The sequence below is a fragment of the Chryseobacterium sp. Mn2064 genome (assembly GCF_049319685.1).
GTDB lineage: Bacteria > Bacteroidota > Bacteroidia > Flavobacteriales > Weeksellaceae > Chryseobacterium.
In genome coordinates this window covers 627,873-653,586 of the sequence record NZ_JBMOUE010000002.1, presented here as the reverse complement: position 1 = coordinate 653,586, position 25,714 = coordinate 627,873, and the positions used below count along the sequence as shown (strand labels likewise).

Annotated in this window: 23 protein-coding genes; 8 read left to right on the top strand and 15 right to left on the bottom strand. The window is 35.5% G+C overall.

Annotated elements, in window-relative coordinates; genetic code table 11:
* Window positions 1–70: 70 nt before the first annotated feature.
* Window positions 71–445, bottom strand: coding sequence for a hypothetical protein (locus tag ACL9RH_RS10100; RefSeq protein ID WP_422693237.1), 375 nt, complete (start codon window positions 443–445; stop codon window positions 71–73).
* Window positions 446–676: 231 nt separating this feature from the next.
* Here ACL9RH_RS10100 and ACL9RH_RS10095 point away from each other — a divergent pair, with 231 nt between their 5' ends.
* From ACL9RH_RS10095 to ACL9RH_RS10085, 3 genes are all read left to right on the top strand, one after another.
* Window positions 677–940 (top strand): hypothetical protein, encoded by a 264-nt coding sequence (locus ACL9RH_RS10095; RefSeq protein ID WP_422693236.1) that lies wholly within the window; start codon window positions 677–679, stop codon window positions 938–940.
* Window positions 941–1,168: 228 nt separating this feature from the next.
* Window positions 1,169–2,557 carry a dihydrolipoyl dehydrogenase gene (gene lpdA / locus ACL9RH_RS10090; RefSeq protein WP_422693235.1) on the top strand — a complete coding sequence of 463 codons (1,389 nt, stop codon included), beginning with the start codon at window positions 1,169–1,171 and terminating at the stop codon, window positions 2,555–2,557.
* 250 nt (window positions 2,558–2,807) lie between these two features.
* Window positions 2,808–3,608 (top strand): patatin-like phospholipase family protein, encoded by an 801-nt coding sequence (locus ACL9RH_RS10085; protein ID WP_422693234.1) that lies wholly within the window; start codon window positions 2,808–2,810, stop codon window positions 3,606–3,608.
* Between the two features lie 135 nt (window positions 3,609–3,743).
* Here ACL9RH_RS10085 and ACL9RH_RS10080 read toward each other — a convergent pair whose 3' ends face one another.
* The 6 genes from ACL9RH_RS10080 to ACL9RH_RS10055 all read right to left on the bottom strand — a co-directional run bounded on the left by ACL9RH_RS10080 (window position 3,744) and on the right by ACL9RH_RS10055 (window position 9,128).
* Window positions 3,744–4,184, bottom strand: coding sequence for a hypothetical protein (locus tag ACL9RH_RS10080; protein ID WP_422693233.1), 441 nt, complete (start codon window positions 4,182–4,184; stop codon window positions 3,744–3,746).
* Between the two features lie 72 nt (window positions 4,185–4,256).
* A complete protein-coding gene (locus tag ACL9RH_RS10075) occupies window positions 4,257–5,669 on the bottom strand; it encodes a choice-of-anchor tandem repeat GloVer-containing protein (protein WP_422693232.1) in 1,413 nt (470 codons plus the stop codon).
* 3 nt (window positions 5,670–5,672) lie between these two features.
* Window positions 5,673–6,374, bottom strand: a complete 702-nt coding sequence (locus ACL9RH_RS10070) for an ABC transporter ATP-binding protein (RefSeq protein ID WP_422693231.1) — start codon at window positions 6,372–6,374, stop codon at window positions 5,673–5,675.
* Window positions 6,375–6,454: 80 nt separating this feature from the next.
* Window positions 6,455–7,003: a hypothetical protein gene (locus ACL9RH_RS10065; protein WP_422693230.1), complete on the bottom strand. Its 549-nt coding sequence runs from the start codon at window positions 7,001–7,003 to the stop codon at window positions 6,455–6,457.
* 372 nt (window positions 7,004–7,375) lie between these two features.
* On the bottom strand, window positions 7,376–8,071 hold the full coding sequence (locus ACL9RH_RS10060) for a LytR/AlgR family response regulator transcription factor (protein ID WP_422693229.1): 696 nt from the start codon (window positions 8,069–8,071) through the stop codon (window positions 7,376–7,378).
* Window positions 8,064–9,128, bottom strand: a complete 1,065-nt coding sequence (locus ACL9RH_RS10055) for a sensor histidine kinase (protein ID WP_422693228.1) — start codon at window positions 9,126–9,128, stop codon at window positions 8,064–8,066. The genes ACL9RH_RS10060 and ACL9RH_RS10055 overlap by 8 nt, the downstream gene beginning before the upstream one ends.
* A 183-nt stretch (window positions 9,129–9,311) precedes the next feature.
* Between ACL9RH_RS10055 and ACL9RH_RS10050 the strand changes: the two genes are divergently transcribed.
* On the top strand, window positions 9,312–10,427 hold the full coding sequence (locus ACL9RH_RS10050; protein WP_422693227.1) for an acyltransferase family protein: 1,116 nt from the start codon (window positions 9,312–9,314) through the stop codon (window positions 10,425–10,427).
* 76 nt (window positions 10,428–10,503) lie between these two features.
* Here the strand turns inward: ACL9RH_RS10050 and ACL9RH_RS10045 are convergent, their stop codons facing one another.
* The 5 genes from ACL9RH_RS10045 to ACL9RH_RS10025 form a co-directional block, all read right to left on the bottom strand.
* A complete protein-coding gene (locus ACL9RH_RS10045; protein ID WP_422693226.1) occupies window positions 10,504–11,541 on the bottom strand; it encodes a serine hydrolase domain-containing protein in 1,038 nt (345 codons plus the stop codon).
* Between the two features lie 3 nt (window positions 11,542–11,544).
* Window positions 11,545–12,435 (bottom strand): class A beta-lactamase, encoded by an 891-nt coding sequence (bla, locus tag ACL9RH_RS10040; protein ID WP_422693225.1) that lies wholly within the window; start codon window positions 12,433–12,435, stop codon window positions 11,545–11,547.
* Window positions 12,436–12,690: 255 nt separating this feature from the next.
* Entirely contained in the window at window positions 12,691–14,154 is a 1,464-nt protein-coding gene (locus tag ACL9RH_RS10035; protein ID WP_422693224.1) for a RagB/SusD family nutrient uptake outer membrane protein, read from the bottom strand.
* A 9-nt stretch (window positions 14,155–14,163) separates the two neighbouring features.
* Window positions 14,164–17,118 (bottom strand): SusC/RagA family TonB-linked outer membrane protein, encoded by a 2,955-nt coding sequence (locus ACL9RH_RS10030; RefSeq protein WP_422693223.1) that lies wholly within the window; start codon window positions 17,116–17,118, stop codon window positions 14,164–14,166.
* A gap of 199 nt (window positions 17,119–17,317) precedes the next feature.
* Window positions 17,318–17,470 (bottom strand): hypothetical protein, encoded by a 153-nt coding sequence (locus ACL9RH_RS10025; protein ID WP_422693222.1) that lies wholly within the window; start codon window positions 17,468–17,470, stop codon window positions 17,318–17,320.
* 418 nt (window positions 17,471–17,888) lie between these two features.
* Between ACL9RH_RS10025 and ACL9RH_RS10020 the strand changes: the two genes are divergently transcribed.
* On the top strand, window positions 17,889–19,397 hold the full coding sequence (locus ACL9RH_RS10020; RefSeq protein WP_422693221.1) for an adenosine kinase: 1,509 nt from the start codon (window positions 17,889–17,891) through the stop codon (window positions 19,395–19,397).
* Between the two features lie 127 nt (window positions 19,398–19,524).
* Here the strand turns inward: ACL9RH_RS10020 and ACL9RH_RS10015 are convergent, their stop codons facing one another.
* Window positions 19,525–20,010: a hypothetical protein gene (locus tag ACL9RH_RS10015; protein WP_422693220.1), complete on the bottom strand. Its 486-nt coding sequence runs from the start codon at window positions 20,008–20,010 to the stop codon at window positions 19,525–19,527.
* Window positions 20,011–20,140: 130 nt separating this feature from the next.
* Window positions 20,141–20,998, bottom strand: a complete 858-nt coding sequence (locus tag ACL9RH_RS10010) for an AraC family transcriptional regulator (protein WP_422693219.1) — start codon at window positions 20,996–20,998, stop codon at window positions 20,141–20,143.
* A gap of 158 nt (window positions 20,999–21,156) precedes the next feature.
* Between ACL9RH_RS10010 and ACL9RH_RS10005 the strand changes: the two genes are divergently transcribed.
* Window positions 21,157–21,756 (top strand): NAD(P)H-dependent oxidoreductase, encoded by a 600-nt coding sequence (locus tag ACL9RH_RS10005; protein ID WP_422693218.1) that lies wholly within the window; start codon window positions 21,157–21,159, stop codon window positions 21,754–21,756.
* A 154-nt stretch (window positions 21,757–21,910) separates the two neighbouring features.
* Here ACL9RH_RS10005 and ACL9RH_RS10000 read toward each other — a convergent pair whose 3' ends face one another.
* Entirely contained in the window at window positions 21,911–22,882 is a 972-nt protein-coding gene (locus ACL9RH_RS10000; RefSeq protein ID WP_422693217.1) for an alpha/beta fold hydrolase, read from the bottom strand.
* A gap of 98 nt (window positions 22,883–22,980) precedes the next feature.
* Here ACL9RH_RS10000 and ACL9RH_RS09995 point away from each other — a divergent pair, with 98 nt between their 5' ends.
* Both ACL9RH_RS09995 and ACL9RH_RS09990 read left to right on the top strand, forming a co-directional pair.
* On the top strand, window positions 22,981–23,838 hold the full coding sequence (locus ACL9RH_RS09995) for a LysR family transcriptional regulator (protein ID WP_422693216.1): 858 nt from the start codon (window positions 22,981–22,983) through the stop codon (window positions 23,836–23,838).
* A 695-nt stretch (window positions 23,839–24,533) separates the two neighbouring features.
* Complete coding sequence (locus ACL9RH_RS09990) at window positions 24,534–25,709, top strand: hypothetical protein (RefSeq protein WP_422693215.1); 1,176 nt, start codon at window positions 24,534–24,536, stop codon at window positions 25,707–25,709.
* Window positions 25,710–25,714 lie beyond the last annotated feature (5 nt).

Here is a 25,714-nt window from a genome sequence, read left to right as displayed (position 1 = left end):
GGATTTTTTTTATCTTATAATATATCAGTGTTTTATTTTTTTTGATTTTATATTTTCGTTTTCAAAAAGTCTATACCAATCTGCAGGGAACTTCAAGATCTTCGGTCAGATAATAGCTGCAACATAAGCGGTGATAACCGTCAGCAATGATCAATTCATTTTGACCTCTTACCAGTAAAATGGGGGAGAGTTTTTTATTTTTCTCTACTTTTTTTAGATTTTCTTTTACATGAATGTTGGTTTCGGGAAGTAATGCGAGTTTGCTGGCTCTCAGAATATCTTTAGATTTTTTATTGATAGTGGTAGCTTTCTTCAGTTTTTCCACCAGTTTTTGTGCCTGTTCCGGTTCAAAGAGAAGCTCCAGATAATCCTGAGCTGCTGGGAAATCATGAGGTTCAGGATCCTTTAGCCAAATTCGGTCTTTGCTAAGTAAATTTTTCTTCATGGGTGTGATCAAATGTAAAATATTAAATAAATTTATGAAAAAAGATTCATAATCAGAACTTTAATTATTGAAATTGTTTGCTGAAAATTATTCTTTGCAGAGGAAATAAGATCAACTTTATGTATTTTTTAAGAAAACGTTGGTACGATATATGTAGAATACCTTACGAACCTGAATGTTTTTCATCAGTTTTTATAGCTTGATGAGATTCATTTGCAAAATATAAATATCATGAGAAAGTATTTAATTTCAACCTTATTCGTATTAGGTTTAGCCATGAATGTTTCAGCCCAGAAACATCCGCCAGTTCCGCCACATCCTTCAAAAAATGAGCTGGTCAATATTAAAATGCAAGAGCTTACCAAAAAATATAATACGGAGAAAAAACTTATCCTTAATCACCCACTTGCAACCAAACAGATGAAGAGAGATCAGATGAAAGCCTTGAATGAAAGATTTGCAGCTGAAAAACGATTACTTAGACAAGCAAAATAATTGATATTTCTTGCTGTTTTTAAAATCAAAAAAGCCTGTTTTTATGCGGTGAGTTTTGTAATATTTTTAATATAATTAGAAAAATATTGAAAAAGGACATGTTTTGTGTCCTTTTTCTTTGTTTAAAATTGAATGAAAATAGTATTATTAATGCATTTTAAGATCAGATTTCAGAAACATAAAACATCCAATATTTTTCCTTAAATTCGCATAAAAATTTTTAAAGTAATGAATTACGATATTATTGTCATTGGAAGTGGTCCTGGTGGATATGTTACCGCGATCAGAGCAGCACAGTTGGGTTTCAAAACTGCAATTATCGAGAAAGAAAACTTAGGAGGAATCTGCTTGAACTGGGGATGTATTCCAACTAAAGCTTTATTAAAATCGGCTCAGGTTTTTCATTATATCAACCATGCTGAAGATTATGGTTTGAATAAAGTGGAAGCAAGCTTCGAATTTCCGAATGTAATCCAGAGAAGCCGTGGTGTTGCCAGCAAAATGAGCAAAGGAATCGAGTTCTTGATGAAAAAGAACAAGATTGACGTAATTCTAGGTACTGCAAAAGTACAGAAAGGAAAAAAAGTTTCTGTTACAGATAAAGAAGGTAAAGTAACTGAATATACAGGTACTCATATTATTATCGCAACTGGAGCTCGTTCAAGAGAATTACCAAACTTACCTCAGGATGGTAAAAAAGTAATCGGATACAGACAGGCATTATCTCTTCCTGAGCAGCCAAAATCTATGATTGTAGTAGGTTCTGGAGCTATTGGAGTAGAATTTGCAGATTTCTATAATACAATGGGAACAAAAGTAACTGTTGTTGAATTTATGCCAAATATTGTTCCTGTAGAAGATGAAGAAATCTCTAAACACTTAGAGAAATCTCTGAAAAAGACAGGAATCGAAATTATGACCAATGTTTCTGTAGAAAGCGTTGATACTACAGGTGAAGGCGTAAAAGCTACTGTAAAAACAGCGAATGGAAACATTACCCTTGAAGCTGATATCTTATTATCTGCTGTAGGTATTGCTGCTAATATCGAAAACATCGGTTTAGAAGAAGTAGGAATCCAGACAGATAAAGGAAGAGTATTGGTAAACGAATGGTACGAAACTTCTGTACCAGGATACTATGCAATTGGTGATATCATTCCAACTCAGGCATTAGCTCACGTTGCTTCTGCTGAAGGAATCACTTGTGTTGAGAAAATCAAAGGAATGCACGTTGAGAAAATCGACTATGGCAATATCCCTGGATGTACTTACTGTCACCCTGAAGTAGCTTCTGTAGGTCTTACAGAAAAACAGGCGAAAGAAAAAGGATACGAAATCAAAGTAGGTAAATTCCCTCTTTCTGCAAGTGGTAAAGCGACTGCAAACGGAAATACAGATGGTTTCATCAAAGTAATTTTCGATGCTAAATATGGTGAGTGGTTAGGATGCCACATGATTGGTGAAGGAGTAACAGATATGGTTGCTGAGGCTGTTGTAGCAAGAAAACTTGAAACTACAGGTCATGAGATCATCAAGTCTATTCACCCGCACCCAACGGTTTCAGAAGCGATTATGGAAGCTGCTGCCGCTGCTTACGGTGAAGTGATTCACATTTAATCTTTCAACAGATAGTATTTAATATATAAAAGCTCAGAGATTTCTGAGCTTTTTTTATTTGTTGGATTGTACATCGATTTCAGTATCTTATTATAGAAGTCAATTAAAGTCATATTTATTCTCTACATTTTAAAATTTTATAAGGGACTTTTTGACTATTTTGTATTCACTTTCATTAAAATAATTTTAAAATCGGCATATTTATAAAAATTAAGCCATTTATCTCATCGTGTTTTCTTAATTTTATTCAATGAATTTTGAGAAAGTAGGTCTTGTTTTATCAGGAGGTGGTACCAAAGGGATCGCCCACGCAGGAGTATTAAAATTCCTGAAAGAAAAAAACATAGAAACCGATATCCTTTCCTGCTGCAGCGCCGGATCTATCGTAGGGTGCCTTCATGCAATAGGAAAAACGCCGGAAGAAATTCTGGACTTTTTCAATTCAGTCTATTTTTTCAACTGGAAGCATTTTACCTTTAATCAGCCGGGATTGGTTTCTTCCATCATCTTCAGAAACTATCTTAAACCGATCTTTCACGATATGAAATTGGGAGATCTGGATATGGAAGTGAAGATTGTAGCCACAGAATTGGTCTCCGGAACTCAGAAAATTTTTGATAAAGATTTTGAGATTGTAGATGCTATTATTGCCTCCTGTTCCATTCCGGGAATTACAACTCCTTACATTATTGGCGATGAAATGTATTGTGACGGAGGTGTTCTGAACAATTTTCCGGCAGATATTATCAGAGAAGATTGTGATAAACTTATCGGGGTATTTGTATCGCCGCCAAGTGATGCCAAAATCAAAGACCTTAATTCTATCAAAGCTATTGTTTCCCGTTCATATGATCTTCTTTCTTACCGAATAGAAAAAGTAAAGTTTGAGTATTGCGACTGGTTTATTTCATCTCAAAAACTGGCTACTTATGGAACTTTTGAAAGAGGAAAAGACCGGTTAGAACAAATTTTTAATATAGGCTATAAAGCGGCAAAAGAGAGCTATGAATCCAGTGGCTTTCTTACTGAACTGAAACAGTCGGGGACATAAAAATATCTTCTCACTAGCTTTATACTTTTAATCATTCTTACTCTAACAATACACTAAAAGCTATATAGAACATTAAAAAGGCCATCTTAAAAGTAAGATGACCTTTGTTTTTTATAAATGTAAGATAGCATATGGCTATTTCTTCACTACATATCCATCCTGATTTACAATTTCATGATCGTTAGGATCATTTACCACAAGGGTATAAGGTGCTTTTTTCGCAGAATCTGTAAGATAATTTCTCCATACCTGATAGGTATGTCCTTGATTATTAAACAAAATATAATAATTACCTCCGCTTCCATCCGGAACCAGCTCACCGTCACTGATAATCATATTGGGTTTGGTGGTAATGTTAGCATTAGCGCTCCAGGATTGATACAGATACTTACCGTTGGGTTGTTTATCAATTCTTATCTTAAACTTTTTAGTTTTAATAATAACTGTTTTAGGAATCTGCTGAAGAGTAGAAGAGGTTCTAAAGCTATTATTTTCTGAAACATAAGGTACTTCTTTAGCATAAGCAAAAGAAAACTGAGCCAGGCAGAAGGCTCCTAATAAAAAATGCTTGACCATAGGTAATCAGTTATTGGTTAACAAGCAAACTTTATCAAATATAACGCCATCGTTACTGAAAATTACCGGAAATTATTTCTTGATTATTTTCTTAAAAAACTTTTTGCCAATACTCATGAAATATATCCCCGAATTTAAATGTGAAACATCAATTTTTTCATTTGAATTTCGAATTACCTTTTGCAAAACCAATTTTCCGCTAGAGTCGTTTAATTCAATAGTATTACTCAATACATCTTTATTAAGATCTTTGATATTGATAATATTGCCAACAGGATTGGGATAAATAGATATAGTAGGTGAAGCATTTTCTTTTACAGATAAGTTGGTGTTTACATTCACCTCAATCAGATAGCTTCTATAGGGATTTCTCCCATTATTTATATTATTGAAATCATACTTTTTAGTAAGAACTTCGTTGGAAAGGTCATATTCGAATATCACTCCGTCTGAAGTGGACCCTCCCCAGTAGGTCATACCATATACTTTGTTGTTTGAAGCCTGCATGAGACTTCCAAAAGGCATTCCTCCTATTGTATCTTCATTAAAATCTACTTTTTTCGAATATAAATTGGTACCGGGATTCAATTCGTATAATACTCCATTATTATGAGCTCCTCCATACATTGTCATTCCATATAAAGAACCGTTCGTAGCCTGCATTAATGTCCCTGTAGACTTTGTCCCGTGAGAATATTCAAAACTTTTTATTTGGGTAATAGTATTGGTTGCTATATTGTATTTATAGATTGTTCCCCAGCCATTATATCCTTTATCATTAGTTGCCCCGTAAAGATTACCATCGGCTGCTTGTAGCAAGTCACCTGTGGGTTGGGAACCATGGTCATAGTTAAGGAAATTTACCTTTTTAGTCAGAACCCCGGTGTTGATATCAAATTCAAACAAAACACCACTATCTGTGTTGCCACCAAACCCTGTAGTACCATAAACCTTTCCATTCGAAGCCTGTAATAAGCTTCCCATGGGTCTGTTTCCGTTCGTACTATTAAAGTCTACTTTTTTTATATAAATACTGGTGATAGGATCGTATTCGAAGAGTGCTCCATTGTTGTTTACACCTCCGTACTGAGCGAGGCCATACAATTTTCCGTTGGTAGCCTGTATCAAATGTCCCGTAGGAACTTTTCCATTGGAGGTATTTTGAAATTCATATTTTTTGGTCAGTGTTCCAGTATCCAGGTCATACTCAAATAAGACTCCATTATTATAAGCTCCTCCGTATTCGGTAAGTCCGTATAATTTTCCGTTTGAAGCCTGTATCAGACTTCCTGCGGGGTTAGTTCCATTGCCAGCTCCGTTGAAATCGATTTTTTTAATGTTTTCGTTGGTATTATAATCGTATTCGAACAACGTTCCTTTATCAGAAATTCCACCTCGGAAAGTCATGCCATAAAGTTTTTTAGTCTGAGCGGGAAAAGTTAAAATTGAGAATACTGAAAATAAAAGAATAATTTTTTTTGACATCAATTATATTTTTGCTGTATAGTTTGCAAAAGCTTCTTCCAGACTTTCAAACTTACCTTTAAACTCATCAATAGGGCAGTCCTGCAGAATATTTCCTTTATGAATAAGAATTACTCGAGAACAAAGCGCTTCCACTTCCTGCATGATATGGGTAGATAGTAAAACAGTTTTTTGCTGACCAATTTCTTTCACTACATTTCTGATTTCAATGATCTGATTAGGATCCAAGCCATTGGTCGGTTCATCCAGAATCAGAAGATCCGGCTGATGAATAATCGCCTGCGCCAATCCTACACGTTGCTTATATCCTTTTGAAAGCTGACCGATTTTCTTAGATTTCTCCGGAGTAATTCCCACCAATTCAATGACTTTATCTACTCTGGATTCAGAAATTTTATGAATATTGGCAACAAACTGAAGATATTCCTTTACATACATTTCCAGATAAAGCGGATTGTTTTCGGGCAGGAAACCTATTTTTTTCTTGCTTTCAATTTCGTGGTCGGAAATATTTACTCCGTTAAAGATGATCTCTCCCTGATCTATTTTTAACGCTCCTACAATAGATTTCATCAGCGTAGATTTTCCGGCTCCGTTGGGCCCCAGAAGACCGATGATCTCATTTTTTTCAATAGATATGTTGATGTTATTAAGAGCAGTTTGTTCACCAAATTTTTTGGTTAGATTGATTATCTGAAGCGGCATAATTTTTAATGTCTTTTTGCAAAAGTAAAATAAAAAAACTCATCCGTTAGAATGAGTTTCGTATTATTTATAAAATATAATTATTTTTTCGATTTTTTTCCATTTCCGGCGCCGCTGCCTGTATTGTTACCTGCCTTGTTGGATCCATTATTGTTGATAGCAGCAGGTTTTTCATACATAGCGAATTTTCCATTGGTTCTTCCAAACACTTTTTCTACCTGTTTTTGGGTTAGAAACTGAGATTTTCCAATATATTTTCTGTTTTTATTGATGACCTGGATAAACTGTACAGTCTGTTGCCCGTAGTTTCTCTCATAATGAAGCTCAATGATATCATTGGGAAGTTCAAGAATGATGTTTTCATCCGGTACATTGGTAAAACCATCTGTGATGAGTTTGTACAAACCTGTCACATCGCCATTCAGATTTTGGAATGAAAAAGATCTGATAGTGTTCAGATTGCTGGTGTTTAAATCCTGGTAATTGATGGTGAATTTATCATCCTTTTTATACAAACCAACGGAGTTGTCCTTACCGATTTCCACCAAACTTTCATTTTTCAACACTTTGATCTGTGAGAAAACTGAAATACTGAATATACATATAATAAGTAGAATTATTTTTCTCATGGGGTGAATTTTAATGTTTTATAAATTTGGTGCACATAAACTTACTAATAAAAAAGCTAAAAAGCAATTATATTCATTGTGACAAAAATAACATTTTTTTTTAATATTTGTAAGGCTTAATCGGCTAATATCACTAGGTTTTTCAATGATGTAACGACTTATTAATCATATGATTGTTCTGTTTTGAATAAAAATACTTTTGACAGGAAGAGTTGAAAAACAGAAAAATAAATGGTAGATAATGTGCTGAAAAACAGATCAAAAATATCTTCACTTTATGTTGAATTAAAATTTATTTTAAATAAATGTTAAAATAACACCCGAGAAAATAAAAAACTTGTCATTAAGGTTGTAAAGTGTTTATAAACAGTGTTATATCAATTTGTTTTTTAGAATGGAGGCCGTAAAAGAATCATATTCCTGCTTATAACTTCTTCCTACAGGAAGCTCATATTTTCCAAGAAGAACTTCATCGTTACTAAAAGCAGTGACAAATTCTCTGTTGATAATAAATGATCTGTGAATTCTTACAAATCCTTTATTGGCTAAAATCTTTTCAAGATCTGCAAGTTTATGCTTTGAGATGATATTTTCTGAGGTATTCAGTACCATTTTCACATCATTTCCCTGGCTTTCAAAATAGATAATTTCGGAAAGAGGAAGCTTTCTGTTCATGCCTTCTGTTTTAATAATGATAAAATCTTCTTTCGTATCGGTTGTCTTTCTCAAAAGGCGTTCTACAGCTTTGAAAAAGCGTTCAAAAGTAATGGGTTTCAAGAGATAATCGACTGCTTCGAGTTCAAAACCTTCAATGGCAAAATCCCGGTAAGCAGTTGTAAAAATGGTTTGGGGTTTGTTGGAAAGAGATCTCAGAAAATCGATCCCGTTTAAATGAGGCATCTGAATATCAAGAAACATAAGATCTACCGATTGGCTGTGAATCATTTTGTAAGCTTCCAGGGCATTGGTTGCTTTTCCGTAAAGATGCAGACCATCAATCTTGGAGATATGGTTTTCCAGCAATGAAGCTGCTAAAGGCTCGTCGTCTACGATGATACAGTTAATCATGTTGGGAAGGAGTGATGAGTTCTACTTTAAAGATAAGGTTTTCCTGTGAAATATTGCATGTGAAATTTCCAGGATAGTGGTGCTGAAGCTGTCGCTGTATATTTTGAAGACCAATGGCTTTATCATTTTTTGTCTGATTTGGAGAGACTGTATTTTCTATTCTAAAAAGAGAATATTTCTCATCTGTTTCAACCTGAATGGTTATTTCTGTAGGTTCTGAAGTTTTTCCCGCTCCATGTTTAAAGGCATTTTCAACCAAAGTAAGATAAAGAAGTGGCGGAATCGTATTGGTAGAATTGATAGTAACGGTCTTATTTATTTTTAATCTTTCAGAATGATAGCGAAGACTTTCTAACGCAATATAATCATTGATAATGGAGAGCTCATCGGTAACAGAAACCCATTTTTTCTGACCTTTATAGAGAATGTAATCGAGAATGTCTGAAAGCTGACTGATGGATTGGGACGTGTTATCAGAATGGCTGATAGAAAGCGAATAGATATTATTCAGGGTATTAAATAAAAAGTGGGGATGAAGCTGAGACTTTAGAGATTGTAGCTCAAGCTCGGTTTTTTCCTTTTGCAATCGGACACTGTTTTCCTTTTCATCTTTATAACGTATGATAAACATGATGGAAATGAATATAAATGCACCGCTGATAACAGGAAAAGTATAGTGAAGAAGAAGATACTTAATGTCGGTGAAAATACTGAAAAAACTGTCTTGATCTTCCGTTACAAAAAAAGGTTCGGCGATATAAACAATAAAAATTCTGTTGATCACAGAAATAATATAAAGGCTGGCCATAAGATATAAGGAAAATTCAAAATATCTTTTTCTGTCAAAAAAATGACGAATCAGAATATAATAGATAAAATTGGCTCCCATGATCTGAAAAATCCAGTGGCAGAAATTATAAATCACCAATTCCTTTAGCGGTCCATCGCTATATTCACCATAGATTCTCCCTATTCCAAATACAAACAGAGCAGGCCAGAACAATAACTGAAAGTAAAAGCTTGGGTTGATAGGATTGTTCTTTCCATTTTTCGTCATGATCAAAAATATAAAAATGTAAGGGATAACGTGTGAAGCTCATGCAAAAAGCATTAAAATAAGTCTAAATAACATATTTCACAGTTCAGACAGCAAAGATTGCATTTGGCATTCATATTCAGGCTTTCCAAATGTTGTGGCAGAAATATATACTATCATTTATCAATATTTGCAGAAAAAATAATGACAGAATTTTCAAAAAGGCTGTATGGACTGGATCATCTTAGAGCCGTTGCCATTGTATTGGTCCTCATGTTTCATTACCGTGCTTTCAGTCATCCGGAATGGATTGATACTATGGGTAAATTTGGATGGACAGGCGTAGATCTGTTCTTTGTATTAAGCGGTTTTTTGATTTCGGGACAATTGTTTCAAGAGCTTGAAGAAAAGGGACAGATTCATGTAAGGGTATTTTATACCAAGCGTTTTTTCAGGATTATTCCGGCTTACTTTTTTACCGTTTTTCTGTATTTTGCATTTCCTTTTTTCAGAGAAAGAGAAGCTTTGTCTCCTTTATGGAAGTTTATGACTTTTACGCAGAATTATGGATTGGATGTTATCAACAGAGGTACTTTTTCTCACGCCTGGTCTTTATGTATTGAAGAACAGTTTTATTGGGTTCTTCCGGTAATCCTTAGCGTTATGGCCCGGATCAAGGTATTGAAATATCTGGTGATTCTGATTGTTTGTGTCATTCTTTTTTCCATTCTTTCAAGAGTTGTGATGTGGAATGAATATATTGTTCCTACAGATAAAGAGTCTTCTGATTTCTGGCTTTTGTGGTATATGAAAATCTATTATCCTACTCATACCAGACTCGATGGATTGGGAATTGGAGTTCTTGGAGGTTATCTGATGCAATATTCATCTTGGTTTAAGCGCATAGTCCATAACAACGGAAATATACTCTTTATTTTGGGAATGAGTATGTTAGGAGTTTCGTTTTGGCTTTGTAGCGATCAGGTTTCGAAAATGGCTTCTATTTTTGGGTTTACTATGGTTGCTGTAAGCTATGGCGTGATCGTGATTTCCGCTGTTTCATCATCTTCTTTCCTGTATCGGTCAAGATCTTATCTTACTTCGCAGTTGGCCGCTTTATCCTATGCTGTTTATCTTTCTCATAAAGGAATTATTCATATGGTACAGGCCCTAATTCATTATTTTGATGGCGAGACTTCAGATAATACCTGTCTTATTATATGTTTGTTGGCCTGTATTTTGGGTGGATTATTGTATCGATTTTTAATAGAAAATCCTTTTTCAGCCATCAAGGCGAAAGTTTTAAAAAGAAAACAATAAGTAAAAAAGTGGTCTCAAGAATCGATTTTTTGATTTTTGAGACCACCTGCTTTTTATAATGAAATTCGCCAGAAAGCTATTTTGACGTCATATTTTTCAACACTACATTTTTAATGGCCGCTTCCTGAAAACTCCAGTTCTCACTGTTTTTAGGCATTTGATTTTCAAGAATAATCAATGAGGTATCTGTAGAAGGGAAATAGACATTCAGGCAGGTAAATCCATCTCCAAGACCGGTTACTCCATAATACGTAAGCCCTGCTTCTTTAATAATTCTTACATTATATCCAAATCCCATACTTTCTTTCCCAAAAACATTATGCTGAGACATTGTAGAAGGGAAGAGCATCTGCTTCTTAAACTGTGGAGAAAGAAGGTTCCCTTTGAAAAGAGCCTGGTCCCATTTTGCAAGATCCTCTACCGTTGAAACAATCCCTGCAGAAGGTGCTATTTCATTGGTTATAAAAGATTCTTTTACCTTTTCAAACTGATTGTTTTCACTTTTGAAACCTGGTACCAGTGACTGATTGTTTTGAGTATTGTAAACAAAAGTACGGTTCATTTTCAGTTTTTTGAAAAGCGAATCAGCCAGTTCTGTGAATGTTTTTCCGGTTGTTGTTTTTAGAATATCTCCTAAAAGTGCATACGAGAGATTTCCATATTTAAACTGTGATCCAGCTTTGAAAAGTGTCGGTTTTTCGGTATCTGTAATACCATGAGTATGGTTCAGAAGATGATGTATTGTCACAGTATCTGCCCACGGCTGTGTAAGAGAAGGAAGGTACTTTTTGATTGGGGTATGAAGATCCAGTTTTCCCTGCTCTGCAGCCTGTAATACCAAAACAGCAGTTATCTGTTTAGAATTGGACATCACTTCAAACTGATCGTCTGTTTTCAAAGGGATCTTTTTTTCAAAATCTTTATATCCTTTTGCTTTCAGATATTGTATTTTCCCTTTTTGAGAAACTAAAACAACTCCATTGAATGTAAGCGGAGAGGTAGCAGCCATAATGCTGTCTATTTTATGAGTATAATTCTTTGTTTTCTGCGCGTTTGCCGTAAGGGATAGAAAGACAGAAAGTGTGCAGGTTAGAAATGTTTTTTTAGAAATCATTGTTTATTTTTTGTTGTAGTAATCATAAGTGGCTTTGGCAATATCTGCGATAATTCCTTCCGCATCTTCAAATTTTTCGAAAGTGTCATGAACAAAAACGGCAATATATATTCTCCTTTTGCCGGGAAGTTCAATGATTCCGAAATCATTGATGGCTCCTGTCATTCCTGTTTCATTCGTAAAAGATGTTCCCGTTCTGTGGGCTAACTTTACGGTATGGGGAAGCTTGCCTTTTAATCTTTTGGTTCCTGAAACATTATTGAGCATTGCGGTATAAAGCCATTGTGTATGTTCTTTGTTCAGGATTTTACCAGTATAGAAGTTCTGAAGCTGTCTGGTAGCTTCTTTGGGCGTTATGGTATTGATAAACTGAGATTCCCAGTCTTTGTGCATATCTTCTTCGTTATTTTGAATAATGAAGTTCTTACTTTGAAGCATTTTTTGAACAGGCTCTGTACCGCCAATCAGTCTCAGAAGAATATCCGTTAAATTATTATCACTGTAAGAAACCATCCACTTCATGGCATCTTCAAGAGTGATCTCTATATTTCCGCCAGGATGTTTTTCTTTAAAGGGGCTCCAGGTATTCTCTAAAAGTTCTTCTTTTTTGATGAATAATTTCTGTTGCATAGACAGTTCCCCTTTTTCTATTTTGTGAAGAATAGTTAAAGCAATAGGGAATTTTACGGTACTCAGCATGGGATAAGGTTTCTCACCATTTACCTGTACTGCCGTTTTTTTAGAAAGCTCAACAATGGAGACTCCTACATCAGCTTTTTTACTTAAAATGATAGAGTTAATAGTTTCTGTCAGTTCTTTTGGGGTTTTGGTTTGAGCAAAAAAAGGTGAACTTAGTAGTAAGGTAAATACAATGAAAATAAAATTATTTTTCATGTTGAGTCTGGTTGGTTTTGTGTTTTTTTGTTTTCAAATATAAGCTTTTCAGGTATATTTTTTGACGGATAGGTATAAAATTAATGAAAAAGATGGAGATCTGTTTTTATAGCATATTTTCAATGTGTAAAGGTTAAATACATGATACTATTGACTTATTTATCGCAAAAGAATTGAGGCTGGCTCATTTTGAGCCAGCCTCAATCTTCAGAATATATTAAAATTGTTGTGCTTTACAGCAACGTGTTTACTTATCTATTCATTTTGTTTGATTTGCGGGTTATTATTAATCTCTTTATTCGGAATCTGAAATTTGAATTTATCCGGCGCCAGGTTAAACCTTCCAAAGGTATGATTGGTTCCTGTATACACTCTTTCCAAAGGAACATTCAATCTCTTCATATCAAACCAGGCGTAGCCTTCACCCCAAAGTTCTATTCTTTTCTGAAGGATAATTTCATTGATCAAATCATTGCCGGATTTTGTAGATAGGGTATAAGTCACATTCCTTTTAGAAGTAATATCAAACAGAACTTGTCTCGCTTCCGCTTCTCGTCCCTGTCTTGCAAGAGCCTCCGCCTCTATATAATACAGTGAAGAAGCTCGGATATAGATATAATCTCCTTCAAAAAGTGTAGGATCCTTAAACTTCCAGCTCACATAGGCCGGATAGTTTTTGGTTTTTCCGTTGAAAGTGTATTGAGCATTCTGGCTTCCATTGAACACCTTTTTACGGTAATCCGTATCCGGAATGGCTTCATAAAGACGTTTGTCTATCAGCTTACGGATTTGAGCGGCACCTGCATATCCTTCATTGGTATTATCAAACATAGAAAAAAATGACGCATAATAATTTCCAATGCTCATGGTGGCAGTTGTATTATGGAATCCCCAGATTACCTCAGGATTATTGATATTCGAAAACCCGGTTGTTGTATAGTCATTTTCCGTCATCAGAGCAATCCCCTGTTTACTTTCCTGAGCATATTTAGCAGCTTTTGTATAATCTCCTGTCTGTAAAAATACATCTGCGGCAATTGCTTTTGCGGTTCGTTGATCAATCTGAGCTCTTGATGAACGTGCAAAACTGTCAAGGAGTGTTATAGACTCTTCAATATCCTGAGTGATTTGAGCATATACTTCAGCGACTGTTGATCTTGGAAGTCCCTGGCTGGGATTGCTGCTCGTAAGGACTAATGGAAGCCCCGGATCGGACTGATGGTTTTTATAATCATTAGCATAAAAACGGATCAGATGAAAGTAGGAATAAGCCCTTAAAGCAAGCAATTGCCCCTTAATCGCTCTGTTTTTGGTACCGGTATCATTTTTGAGATCGTCCAGCAGTTTATTGATCACAAATATTCTTGCATAAAAAGTAGTCCATACAATTTCTGACGCAATGTTACTGGCATTGGTCGCTTCATAGTTATAAAACATTCCCAAATGCTGATTGGTAGATTGTATAACATCATTGGACATCAAATCTGCTCCAGCTTTTATCCCCATAATTCCGAAATCAGAGTGTACCGTTGTTCCTCCGGCACCGTTGCTTCTTAGATCAAGGTAAATTCCACCCAGAATTTTCTCGGGCTTAGACTGGTCTTCATTCAGCTGTTCACCGGATATATTTCCTTCCGGTAAAGTATTCAGATCGTTGGCACAGCTTTGGGTTAGGAGGCTGATACCAGCGAGTGCTATAAAGTATTTTATTTTTTTCATTGTCTTCTTTTAAAATGTTAGTTTAAAACCTAGAGAAACGCTGGATAGCAGAGAATATCTGTAAGGATCAGATACTCCTGTTAAAGAGGCTCTCGGGTCGTATCCTTTTCTTTTTGACCATAAGTAAAGGTTGTTTCCTGTCACATATAGTTTTAAGGCCGACAATCCTACCTGTCTGGCAAAATCATCCGGCAGCTGATAGGATAAGCTCACATCCTGAAGGCTGATATAGTCTGATTTTATCAGGTATAGGGTAGAATTTCCATTCTGATTGGTAGAAGTAAGATCTACTCGTGGCAGTTCTGCATTAGGATTTTCCGGCGTCCAGGTTTTGCTCAGATCAGTTGAATAATTGGAACCATAGGTATCTGAATGGAACAGGCTTCTGTAAATATCATCATACCCATAACCGCCAAACTGGTAAGCAAAATTAACGGCCAGGTTAAAACGTTTGAAAGTCACGTCAGTTCCGAATCCTCCATATACTTTTGGAATAGCAGATTTTCCGGTATTGTAATCTGTAGCTTCCTTATAGTTGTTGGTGATGGTTTTCTCTTCCTTTTGGGTGATCGGGTTGATGGTGGTACGGTACCATAAAGCATCCCCATTGTCAGGATTCACACCGGCAAACTCTTTAAGGTAATAGGTATATCGGTCTCCTCCTTCTGTCAGAATGAATAAACCTGTTACAAGCCCTGTATTTCTTTGCTCAGCAGGTAACTTTGTGATGGTATTTTTGTAATGAGTAGCATTGGCGTACACATTCCACTGGAAATCTTCTGTACGGAAAATATCTACGTTGATGTTGGCCTGAACACCACGGTTGGTCATATCACCTATATTTCCGTATTTCACATAAGAACCGGCATTGGATGGAGGCAATGGCAGTGCATAGATCATATCTGATACTTTTCGTTCAAAATAATCAGCATTCAAGCTAATTCTGTTCTTTAAAAGAGAGATTTCAAACCCTGCATTCAGGTTTTTGGAGGTTTCCCATTTCAAATCCTTATTTCCCTGTTTCTTTAATGACAAAACAGGTTTTCCATCTCCGAAATTATTGATTCCGTAGATGTCCTGATAGGCGTAATAATCTCTGTTGGATCCATCCAGAAGTATATTGTCATTTCCTTGCTGTCCGTAAGAAGCTTTTAATTTCAAGGAATTGATGACAGTATTATCCTTCAGAAAATTTTCTTTTGCAATATTCCATGCCACTCCCAATCCATAGAAATTTCCCCATCTGCTTTCCGGAGAAAAAACAGAAGAGCCGTCTCTTCGTATATTGGCGTTGAAGAAGTATTTCCCGTCATAATTATAAAGTAATCTTGAGAAATAGCCTTCTACAGCGTATGTATAACCATTTCCTGACAGATCTGTTATTTTTACAGCATTGTCAAAAGAGGCAGAGTTAGGTAATAAAAGCTGTTGCTTTGATCCGGAAAAACCTTCATTTTTTATTTTATTGAGTTCATGTCCTACAAGAATATTGAAGTTATGTTTATCCAGTTTCTTCTGATAAGTAAGCAATTGCTGGTGGTTCAAAGTATATCTGAATGTAGAACCTTGTGATATGGTACCTCCTACCGATGAGGACGTTCCTCCCTCTGTATTTCCAAACTGAAGATTTTTTACATTTTCCAGATACGCTCCGAAATTATAGGTGAAATCCAATCCTTTGATGATCTCATAATTTAATCCGAGATTGATATTGGTACTATTATTAACCGTCTGAGATTTATTTTTCTGAAGATTTCCTACAGGATTTTCAAAAACGGCATAAGATCTCGTGCTTCCGTTGGGACCTTGCCCGTCTCCATAATCGTATAATGCATCTCCATGAATATCATAAAGCCTTTGGTAATTGTTATCTCTTAAGAAAACAGGATAGAAGGGTGCTATATTTCTCGCAAATTGAAAAGGATTGGAAAAACCGCCTGTTTCTCCAAAGTCCTGCTTGCTGTAAGTATAAGACAGAGCACTTGTTAATTTCAATTTTGACGTAATGGAGTAGTCTACATTAGACCTGATTCCAAATCGTTCAAATCCTGAAGAGATTAGATATCCTTTATCATCCAGATAATTTAAGGAAGTGTAAGATTTTACCTGATCACTATTAGCATTGATCCCAACGGTGGCTTCCCGTCTCAAAGCCGGCCTGAAAAGAAGTTTTTTCCAGTCGTCCTGATACAATAATTGAGCATCTTGATTAAAAGAACCGTCTTTTCCAATCAGCTTATTGAAAGGAACATTGTAAGCATTATACCCCAGTTTATTTAAAGCTGTAAGACCTACATCATGAGGACTAGCTCCTGAAGGAACGGCTCCTGGTTGTTTTAATCTCGCTATTTCTCCAATTCTGGCTCTGTTGTAATAGGCCGTGTAATAATCTTGTGGAGATGTATAAACCGAATAATCTTCAATAGATCTGAAGTTAACTCCGGTTCTGATATCCGCATCAATGCTTAGCCCTTTATTTTTACCTCGTTTGGTATTCACAATGATGACACCATTTGCTCCTCTGGAACCATATAGAGCGTTGGAGGAAGCATCTTCAAGGAAAGATATACTTTCAATATCTGATGCTGCAATACTGTTGAGGTTTCCACTGTAAGGGATGCCATCTAATACAATCAGAGGATCGCTGGAGGCATTAATGGAACCAATACCTCTCATTCTGATCGTAGGCTGTGAACCCGGCTGACCTGACGAGATTACCTGTACTCCTGCTACTTTACCGCCAATTCCCTGCAGTACATTTCCGTTTTGAAGGCTGGACAGATCTTTGGCTTTTAAAGATTGTACAGAACCTGTTATTTCTTCTTTTTTCTGCTTTCCGAAAGCTACCACCACCACTTCTTTGATGGAGGTTTCGTTGGAAAGACTGTCTTTACTCTGTGCAAAGCCGTATTCCGCAAATAGCAGCAGGGCCAATACACCAAGTTTGCATTGTTTCTTTTTCATTATATTAATCTAGGTTTAAAATTAAAGGTGGATTACTGCTGATCTTTCTGCACAGGAAATAGAAATCTCTGCCTCCTTTCAATGGGAGGTTATCGCAAGATGGAATGTTAAAAATTATACAGGAGACTTTACCGGATTCAATAAGGGGTAAACTTATTGGCTTTAATTCCTACAGTAATGGATGTATTTCTTTGAAAGTTTAGAACATCATCATGTTACACATCATATCAAAACACATATTCTGAGAAATAGAGTTGTGTAGTGACAGGCCGCAATGTGCAGAAACTTCTTTCTGAACAGACACTGGAGCCATGATGGTGCATAGGTAAGAATCAAAGTAGTTCTTATTCATGAGAATAAATTTTATGTTTTTTTTAACTGTGTCAAAAGTATTTAATAATTCACAAAACACTATTAACATGTCATATGAGATAAATCATATAAGTCTACTAATTTAGTAGGGTATTTGATTTTGATATAAAATATTGGATTTAGTTAATTGTAAATCAGTTGTTTGGTGTTTTGTGTTTAAATGTTTGAAATATTTTTTTAATGATTATTTTAACAGTGAATAAAAATTAACATGATAAGTCTATTGTTTTTGTAGACTTTTTCATTACTTTGCCGCGCAAAATGATTGTACCGTTCGAAGTTCTTTTACCCGAAAAAATAATCTATTTTTGAAATAGTTTTCTTTTGCACATTTTTTGCTTCTGTGAACTACTCTTACAGCGATTAAGCATAATCGCTGATACAAATACAACCAATATATGATGAAAAAATACCTTACTTATGTTTTACTTTTGGGATCTCCCTGGTTTTGGGCTCAAAATAAAACTGTTGAAAAACCTACCTACCAGCAAAATTGGCTGCAGGCAGAAAAGGAAAATGAAGCTGTTGCTTTTGATTCTGATCTTAAGCTGTCTGATGCTGAAAAAACATTGGATAACAAATTACAGCAGATAAGAAAGCAATTTCTTGCTGAAACTGAAAAACAGAAAATACCTTTATATAATCACTCTTTTACCCAGATAAAATCACTCATCGAAAGCAGTAGGCTATTTGAGGTTATACAGGCAATGCCCAAAGGAAGTCTGCTTCACACTCATAGCGGAGGGATAACCGACGTAAAGTGGGTCATTTCTACAGCAAAAGAATATAAAGAATGTTATGTTTATGATCAGGCAGATAACAAGGATTTTATCTTTGGACAATTGGGCTTTTTCAAAGAAGGGGAGATTCCAAAAGGATTCGTAAATCTGAAAGATAAATTATCTTCACATCCTGAGTTTGAAAAAGAACTGCAGAAACTTCTGATTCTGAAACGCGATCAGCTTTGTGATTATTCAGATTATTGGATTGAATTTGAAAAACGGTTTAAACGTATTAGCCTTTTGCTGTCTTACCGTCCGTTCTTTAAAAAATATTATCTGAAAGGTTTTCAGGATCTGGCAAAAGACAAGGTACAAAATGTAGAAATCCGATTTATTTTTGAAGAGCTCTATGATTTTCAGCATGGCAAGTATCCTTTAAAAACTTCTATTACAGATTTGCAGGATGTTGTCAAAGAAATGCATCAGTCATATCCGGAGTTTACGATGAAGCTGATTTATTCCAGTTTTAAATTTTTAGATTCTCCAAAAGTAGAAGAGCAGCTTATAACGGCTTTTGAATTGAAGAAAGAGTTTCCGGATGTTATTTCAGGTTTTGATCTCGTAGCAGATGAAGCTGCAGGGAATAGAATCAACTCATTCCAGAAAAACTGGGAAACGTTGAATATACTGACGAAAAAATACGGGGTAGCCATGCCTCTTTTTCTTCATGCCGGAGAAAGTACTTCTGTTTTGAATAAAAATATTCTGGATGTAGGATTATTAAACAACCAGAGAATTGGCCATGGACTGAATCTGATCTATTTTCCAAAAACAATGGAACTCATCAGAAAGCAGAGCAAATTGGTGGAAGTAAGCCCGATCAGTAATCAGGTTCTTGGCTATGTAAGCGATTTGAGAAATCATCCTGCAAGAGTTTTGCTGAGCAACGGAATACAGTGTTCTATCAATAGTGATGATCCATCCGTATACGGTTATGAAGGGCTGAGTTATGATTTCTGGGTAGCTTTTGTCTATTGGGAATTGGATGTAAAAGCATTGAAGAAACTTGTTTTCAACTCTATTAATTATTCTTCTTTAAGCGAAACTGAAAAGAAAAAAGCTCTGGCACATCTAAATAAAGAATGGAATTATTTTGTTCAAAAAACGAATTCTACATTAAAATAATTCAGATTTTGCCCTTAGAATAGAAGTTAATCCCCTTACCACATACAAAAAGCATCATTAAAACTAATGATGCTTTTTTATATGGCTATATAATTCTGGTTTATACTGATGGGTCAGGGTCAACGAATTATTTTTTAGGCTGTAAAGATAAGTTGTCCAAATACACGGCCTGATGAACTCCATTCAACAAAACCTTGAAACCTAAACGGGTATCTTTTTTAAGAGAGATGTTGTATGTTTTTTTATCGCCTGTTATTTTCGATGCTTTAGCAATAGAAGCAAAAGATTTAGTATCAGACGGATTATCTACAGAGAACAGTTCCAGGGTAGTTTCTCCTCCGTTGTCTGAAACATCAAGAGTTAATGTATAGCTTCCTGCTTTCACTTTTGGAGTTACCAAATACATATTTTCTCTTGGATCGTTCATAGAGTAAAATATGATTTTTTTGTCACCCGCATAAAGCATTGCTTTCCCTGCCTGAGCTGTCCAGCATTTATTGATCTCCTTCCAGCTGTCAAAATTTTCTGAAAGTTTGTTTACAGTAGTACACTGTGCTTTTGCCGTTAGAAATCCTGCTAGGGTTACTATTCCTGCAAATACGATTTTTTTCATATATTATTTATATATTACGAGGTAAAAATAACTAAAAATGGTCAGATCAGAAAGCTATTGTGTAATAAACCAGATTAACTTTGGCTTTTTCTTTCTTTTTAGACTGACTTAAACAGGATAAAGAATAAAATTAGGGAAATAATACAGGATTACCTGTTTTTTTTAATTCATTTTTATGTTTCTTTAGAGATGTTCCTTTGTGTCTTTTGAAAAACTTATTGATATGGCTTTCGTCAGCGAATCCGAATTCATCGGCTATTTCGTGAACTCTTTTATTGCTGAAACGTAAACGGTGCTCTATTAAGCGAATCCGGTAGGATGAAATATACTGCAGTATCGATTCATTGCATTGTTTACGGAAATAATGACCCAAATAAGTTGGCGAAAATCCAAATTTTTCTGCAATTACCGGAACTTTTAAACAATCCGGCTGGCGGATATGTTCTTGTATGTAATCTAATATTTGCATCAATCTGATATCGGGATGAGGAGCAATATTCTGGGGTTGTATCACCGCAATATTTCTTGCAGCAATCACAATAATGGTATTAACCAGATGTCGGATAAGATCCTCTCCATACATCCCGTCGCGTTCAACAGCTTTCTGAAGATTTTCAATTAACATATTCACCATCTGCTTATCATCTTTATTCGTAAGGATAGATCCTGATAAATGGGAAGCGTGATACAGCAGACATTCAATATGATCTATACTTTTCCACTGATATTCCCTGATGTATTTTTCACCAAAGCGCACCACCATAAACTCATTGGTTCCCTCCAGATCAAAACCATGAGAATCATAAGGCGTAATGAGGAATAAATCTCCTTTGTCATAAGAAAGTTGATGATCATTCACAATATGTTTACCCCTGCCTGAAATAACATAGACCATTTCAAAAAAATTGAATTTCCTGTCCCGAAGCGGACAATCGTCTACCTTTTCATAAAATACTTCAAGGGAATTATGGATATTTTCTCTTGCCATAGAGTAAAGATACCTAAAAAAGCTTTAAATGTACCTGTTTTTGATGTTTTATGCGGTCTATTTTTGTCTCAGTAAATGGAATACACGCAAACTGATCATTGTATGCAACAAATGAAAATGAAATGTTAGAACCCATTAATGAATAATATACTAAGAATATGAAAAAAATTGTAGTGATCAATGGTCATCCCGACAAGGATAGTTATAATAGTGCTATTGCTGTTTCTTACAGAGAAGCTGCTAAAGCCTTTGGCGCGGATTTACGGTATATTGCCATCGGAGAATTGTACTTTAATCCTAATCTTCAGTTTGGATATCGACAACGGATGGAACTGGAACCCGATCTTGTTACAGCATTGGAAGATCTTCACTGGAGCGATCATCAGGTATGGATTCATCCCATATGGTGGCTGGGAATGCCCGCTGTTATGAAAGGTTTTCTTGACAGAGCTTTTCTTCCGGGTATTACTTTCAAAAGAAATAAAGATGGAACCAGTGAAGGACTATTTAAAGCCAAAACAGCAAGAATTATTACAACAGCAGGAGATATCTCAACAGACGATTATGATGAAGTGTATAAATCGAGCGGGCTGGTTCAACTGCAAAAAGGAATTTTAGAGTATTGCGGAATTTCATCCTTTAGCAATGATTATATAGGACCTTTGCATGAAATGAATGATGATGACCGGAAAAAATGGATCGAACGGATAAAAATTGTAGCAGTGGAAGATTCAAAGAAAAAATCTTTTGTGGAGTAATGATAATCCTATATTTTAAATTTAGAATCCGGGCCAATATCGAAGATATTGGCCCGGATTCTCTGATACATGGAAAATATAGCTTTGCTTGATAAAGTTGATTTTTATCCAGGTATGATCATTACCTTCAACATTAAATATTTATTTGTAAGAATTACTTGGGTAGGGTTCCCATAAATTCAAATATTTCAGCACCTATTTCTGCGGCATGTGTTTCCAGTGCGAAATGACCGGTATCGTAGAACTTAAGCTTGGCTTTTGGAAGATCTTTCAGATACGCTTTGGCTCCTTCAGGAAGAAAATAGGGATCTTTGTTTCCCCATACGAGTAGTAATTTAGGCTGATATTTTCTAAAATACGTATGAAACTGAGGATATAACGCTACATTTGTTCTGTAGTCTTTTACCAGATCCAGCTGTATTTCAATATTGCCAGGTCTGTCCAGAAATTTTTGATCCAGTGTATACGTTTCCGGAGCAATTAAAGAAGGATCGGAAACTCCATGATAGTACTGAAAAGTGGTGGCTTCCTTAGAAACAAAATCTTTTAAGGCAAGCCTGTTAGCCTCTGACGGATCTTTCCAGTATTTTTGTATAGGATTCCACTCATTGCTCAGCCCTTCCTCGTAGGCATTTCCGTTTTGAGAAATAATACCGGTAATTTTTTCAGGATTATTCATAGCCAGACGTAAACCTATCGGTGCGCCATAGTCAAAGATATAGACGGCAAAACGTTTTACCTTTAATTGATCAATAAACCCCTGAACCACTTCGGTCAGATGATCAAATGTATAAGAAAACTGTTGATGATCAGGTGCATCTGAATAACCAAATCCAGGAAGATCCGGAGCGATGACATGATACTTTTTACTTAATAGAGGGATGAGATTTCTAAACATATGAGAAGAAGTCGGATATCCGTGTAAAAGGAGTAGGGTTGGAGTATCAGCAGGACCTGCTTCTCTGTAAAATACATTGAGTCCGTTTACTTTGATGTTGCGATAGTGAATGGTTTGGTTTTCCATAATGTGATGATTTGAAATTGTTTTTTGATTAAGTTGTGCATGAACCATTTGACTTGAAAGTAAGCCAAGTGACAGAGCTGTAATGATTTGTCTGAATATCATTTCTATTTATTTTTTGTAATGTCAAAATTAATACGGATATTTGATTATTAAAAACGATTAATTGTAATCAATGTAATCACTTTTAATGATTAATAAAAATGAATCTAAACGATCTGAAAATTTTTGAAGCTGTTGCAGAAACGGGGAGTTTTACAAAAGCGGCTACAATGACATTTACCGTTCAGTCCAACGTTACTGCACGAGTGAAAAGTCTTGAGGAAGAGTTTAATACAAAGCTTTTTTTACGAACCTCCCGCAAGGTGGAACTTACTGCTGAAGGGATGATTCTTATGGAATATTGTAAACAGATTCAGCATTTGATGGAGGAAGCAAAACATACAATCCAAAGCGCGGAACATATCAGAGGTTCTCTGAAAATTGGATGCATAGAAACGACTATGGCTTTAAAAGCTCCTGAAATATATCGTGTTTTTGAAGAGAAATATCCGGATGTTGAACTGGAATTTAAGTCAGATACCAGAAACTCGCTTATATTGGATGTTCTAAACTACAGATTGGATGCAGCCTTTGTTTCTGCTCCTATTAACGTTAATGGACTTGAAAAGATTTCCATTAAAGAAGAGCAGCTTGTTATTTTAACATCATCAAAGGGACCACAGCTTCAGACATTGCTTGAAAAAGAGCCATTAAAGATTGTTGTTTTTGATGAAGGATGTATTTTTAGAGAAAGATTAGAATCCTGGCTGAGCCATAAAGGCATTCTCAATTACAAAAGTACGGTGGTGAATTCTATTGAAGGGATTATCAATTTCGTAGAAGCAGGTTGGGGAATCAGTATGTTGCCGGAAGAGATTGTTGACGAACATTATGCGGGAAGAAAAATTAAAAATTACAGACTCAACAGACAGTTGGGAACCATGAATACCGTACTTGTATTTAGAAAAGACGGGCCAAGGTCGAGAGCTTTACAATCTTTTATTAATATGTATTTGTAATTGCTGATTTCATAATGGCTTCCAAATGGTTTTTAAACCTGTACCAGACTGATTTATTGCAAACAAAGCAGATGAATCAGAAATAAAATAATATTATTTTTTGATGAACAATTTGATGAATCCATCAGAAAGACATACTTTTGCATTCTGCAATATAAAATCATTATTGATGATAATATTGTTTTCACCAAAAAACTAAAAACCAAAAACTAACATTGAAAACTAATTCAACCATGAGAAACACACACACTTTATCCATTCAACAAAACTAATTGTTTCCAACAATTAATCTACAATAGTAAACTTTTCAGAATTATTGAAATCCCCATGTCGTAATAACGGATAGGGCTTCTAGAGTTATTTTCTGTCATCAGACGAAGACATATCTAATAATGAAATGATAGGTATTCGGCTCTTTATTAAGAATATAGAAAATATACTTTAGCAATAGAGACGAAAATTTGCTGTTGTCTCAGTTACCATGCTACAACACTATAGGATTCATGAAAATACTTTTAAAATCAATGGTTATTCATTGATGATATCTCCTGTTTTGCAAGAACTCAATCTATTTTGAACAGAATTTCCATATTCTGATCATGTTTGATGGAGCTCGGATACTATTGAAATGAAGCACAGTAACTCAAAAAATCAAAGTATACTCAGTATTAAAACCATTTAATTTTTACACTATTATGACAAAAAAATTACTTATCATTGTCTTAACAGGTTTATTCAACACGGTGGCTTTTGCAGCCGATCTTTATGTGAGAAATGCCGGAGCAGGCGGTGCCTATTCTACAGTAAGTGCAGCGATTAGCGCAGCGTCCGATGGAGACCGGATTATTATTCAGCCCAAAACAAACGGGACTGCTTATGTAGAAAATATTACCATCAACAAATCTCTGACTTTTATCTCTGAAACCAGTTATAATAAATATTTCATTCAGGGAACCGTTACCATCAATCCGGCTGCCGGAAGGGTAGTAACGATCAGTAATCTGAGTTCAGGAAACTTTACTATCTATAACGTAGTGGCCAGTGGCCCTACAACAGGGGGAAGAACTACGATCAACCTTTACAATTGTTATTTAAATAAGGTTATTACCAACCAGGCCAACACGACTACCAATATTTCTGGTTCTGTTGTATCCGGGGAAATTAATTTTTCTCATGGAAGAGTTACAGCTAATAAAGCGCAGGCTATTTCTATCAACTCTACCACTGCGGATACCAGTCTGGCTTCTTCAGATATAGAGGTATATGGGAATGCGGCAAGTTTCGGTATAGTGCACACACAATCCAATTACAATTTTAAACTTTATAATAATTTTTGTCGTGGAGTATTTGTTTATGCTATTAAAACAGGGAGTAATAACGAGATCATTAATAATACAATCTATGATCCGAATGGGGGAGATGTAGCTCCATTTTTTATCAATTTAAGTAATGGAAACACCGGAAATATTTCCATCATGAATAATGCAGCTTCTTTTGTAGTAGGAACAACTAATGTCTGCATTAAAAACAATAATATCGCAGCAGTAAATGCCAGCTATAATGTATTTACCAACCCGTTTGTAACAGAAGGAACAATAACCCAAAGTAACAACTCAGGATCCGTGAATATGAATTTCAACAATACAGACTATACCATAAGCGGTATGAATGTAAATGCAGGAAATCCTGATGTAATATATACAGATTTAGATTTAACCAGAAATGATGCCGGACATTATGGCGGTTCCAACAGCTGGGCGAATTACTGGCCTACAGACAGCGGTGCTAAACCTCAGATCAACTATCTGGTAACTCCAAGAACCATCAATAATGGTACTTTGAATATCATCGGATCAGGTTTTTCTAAATAATTCTT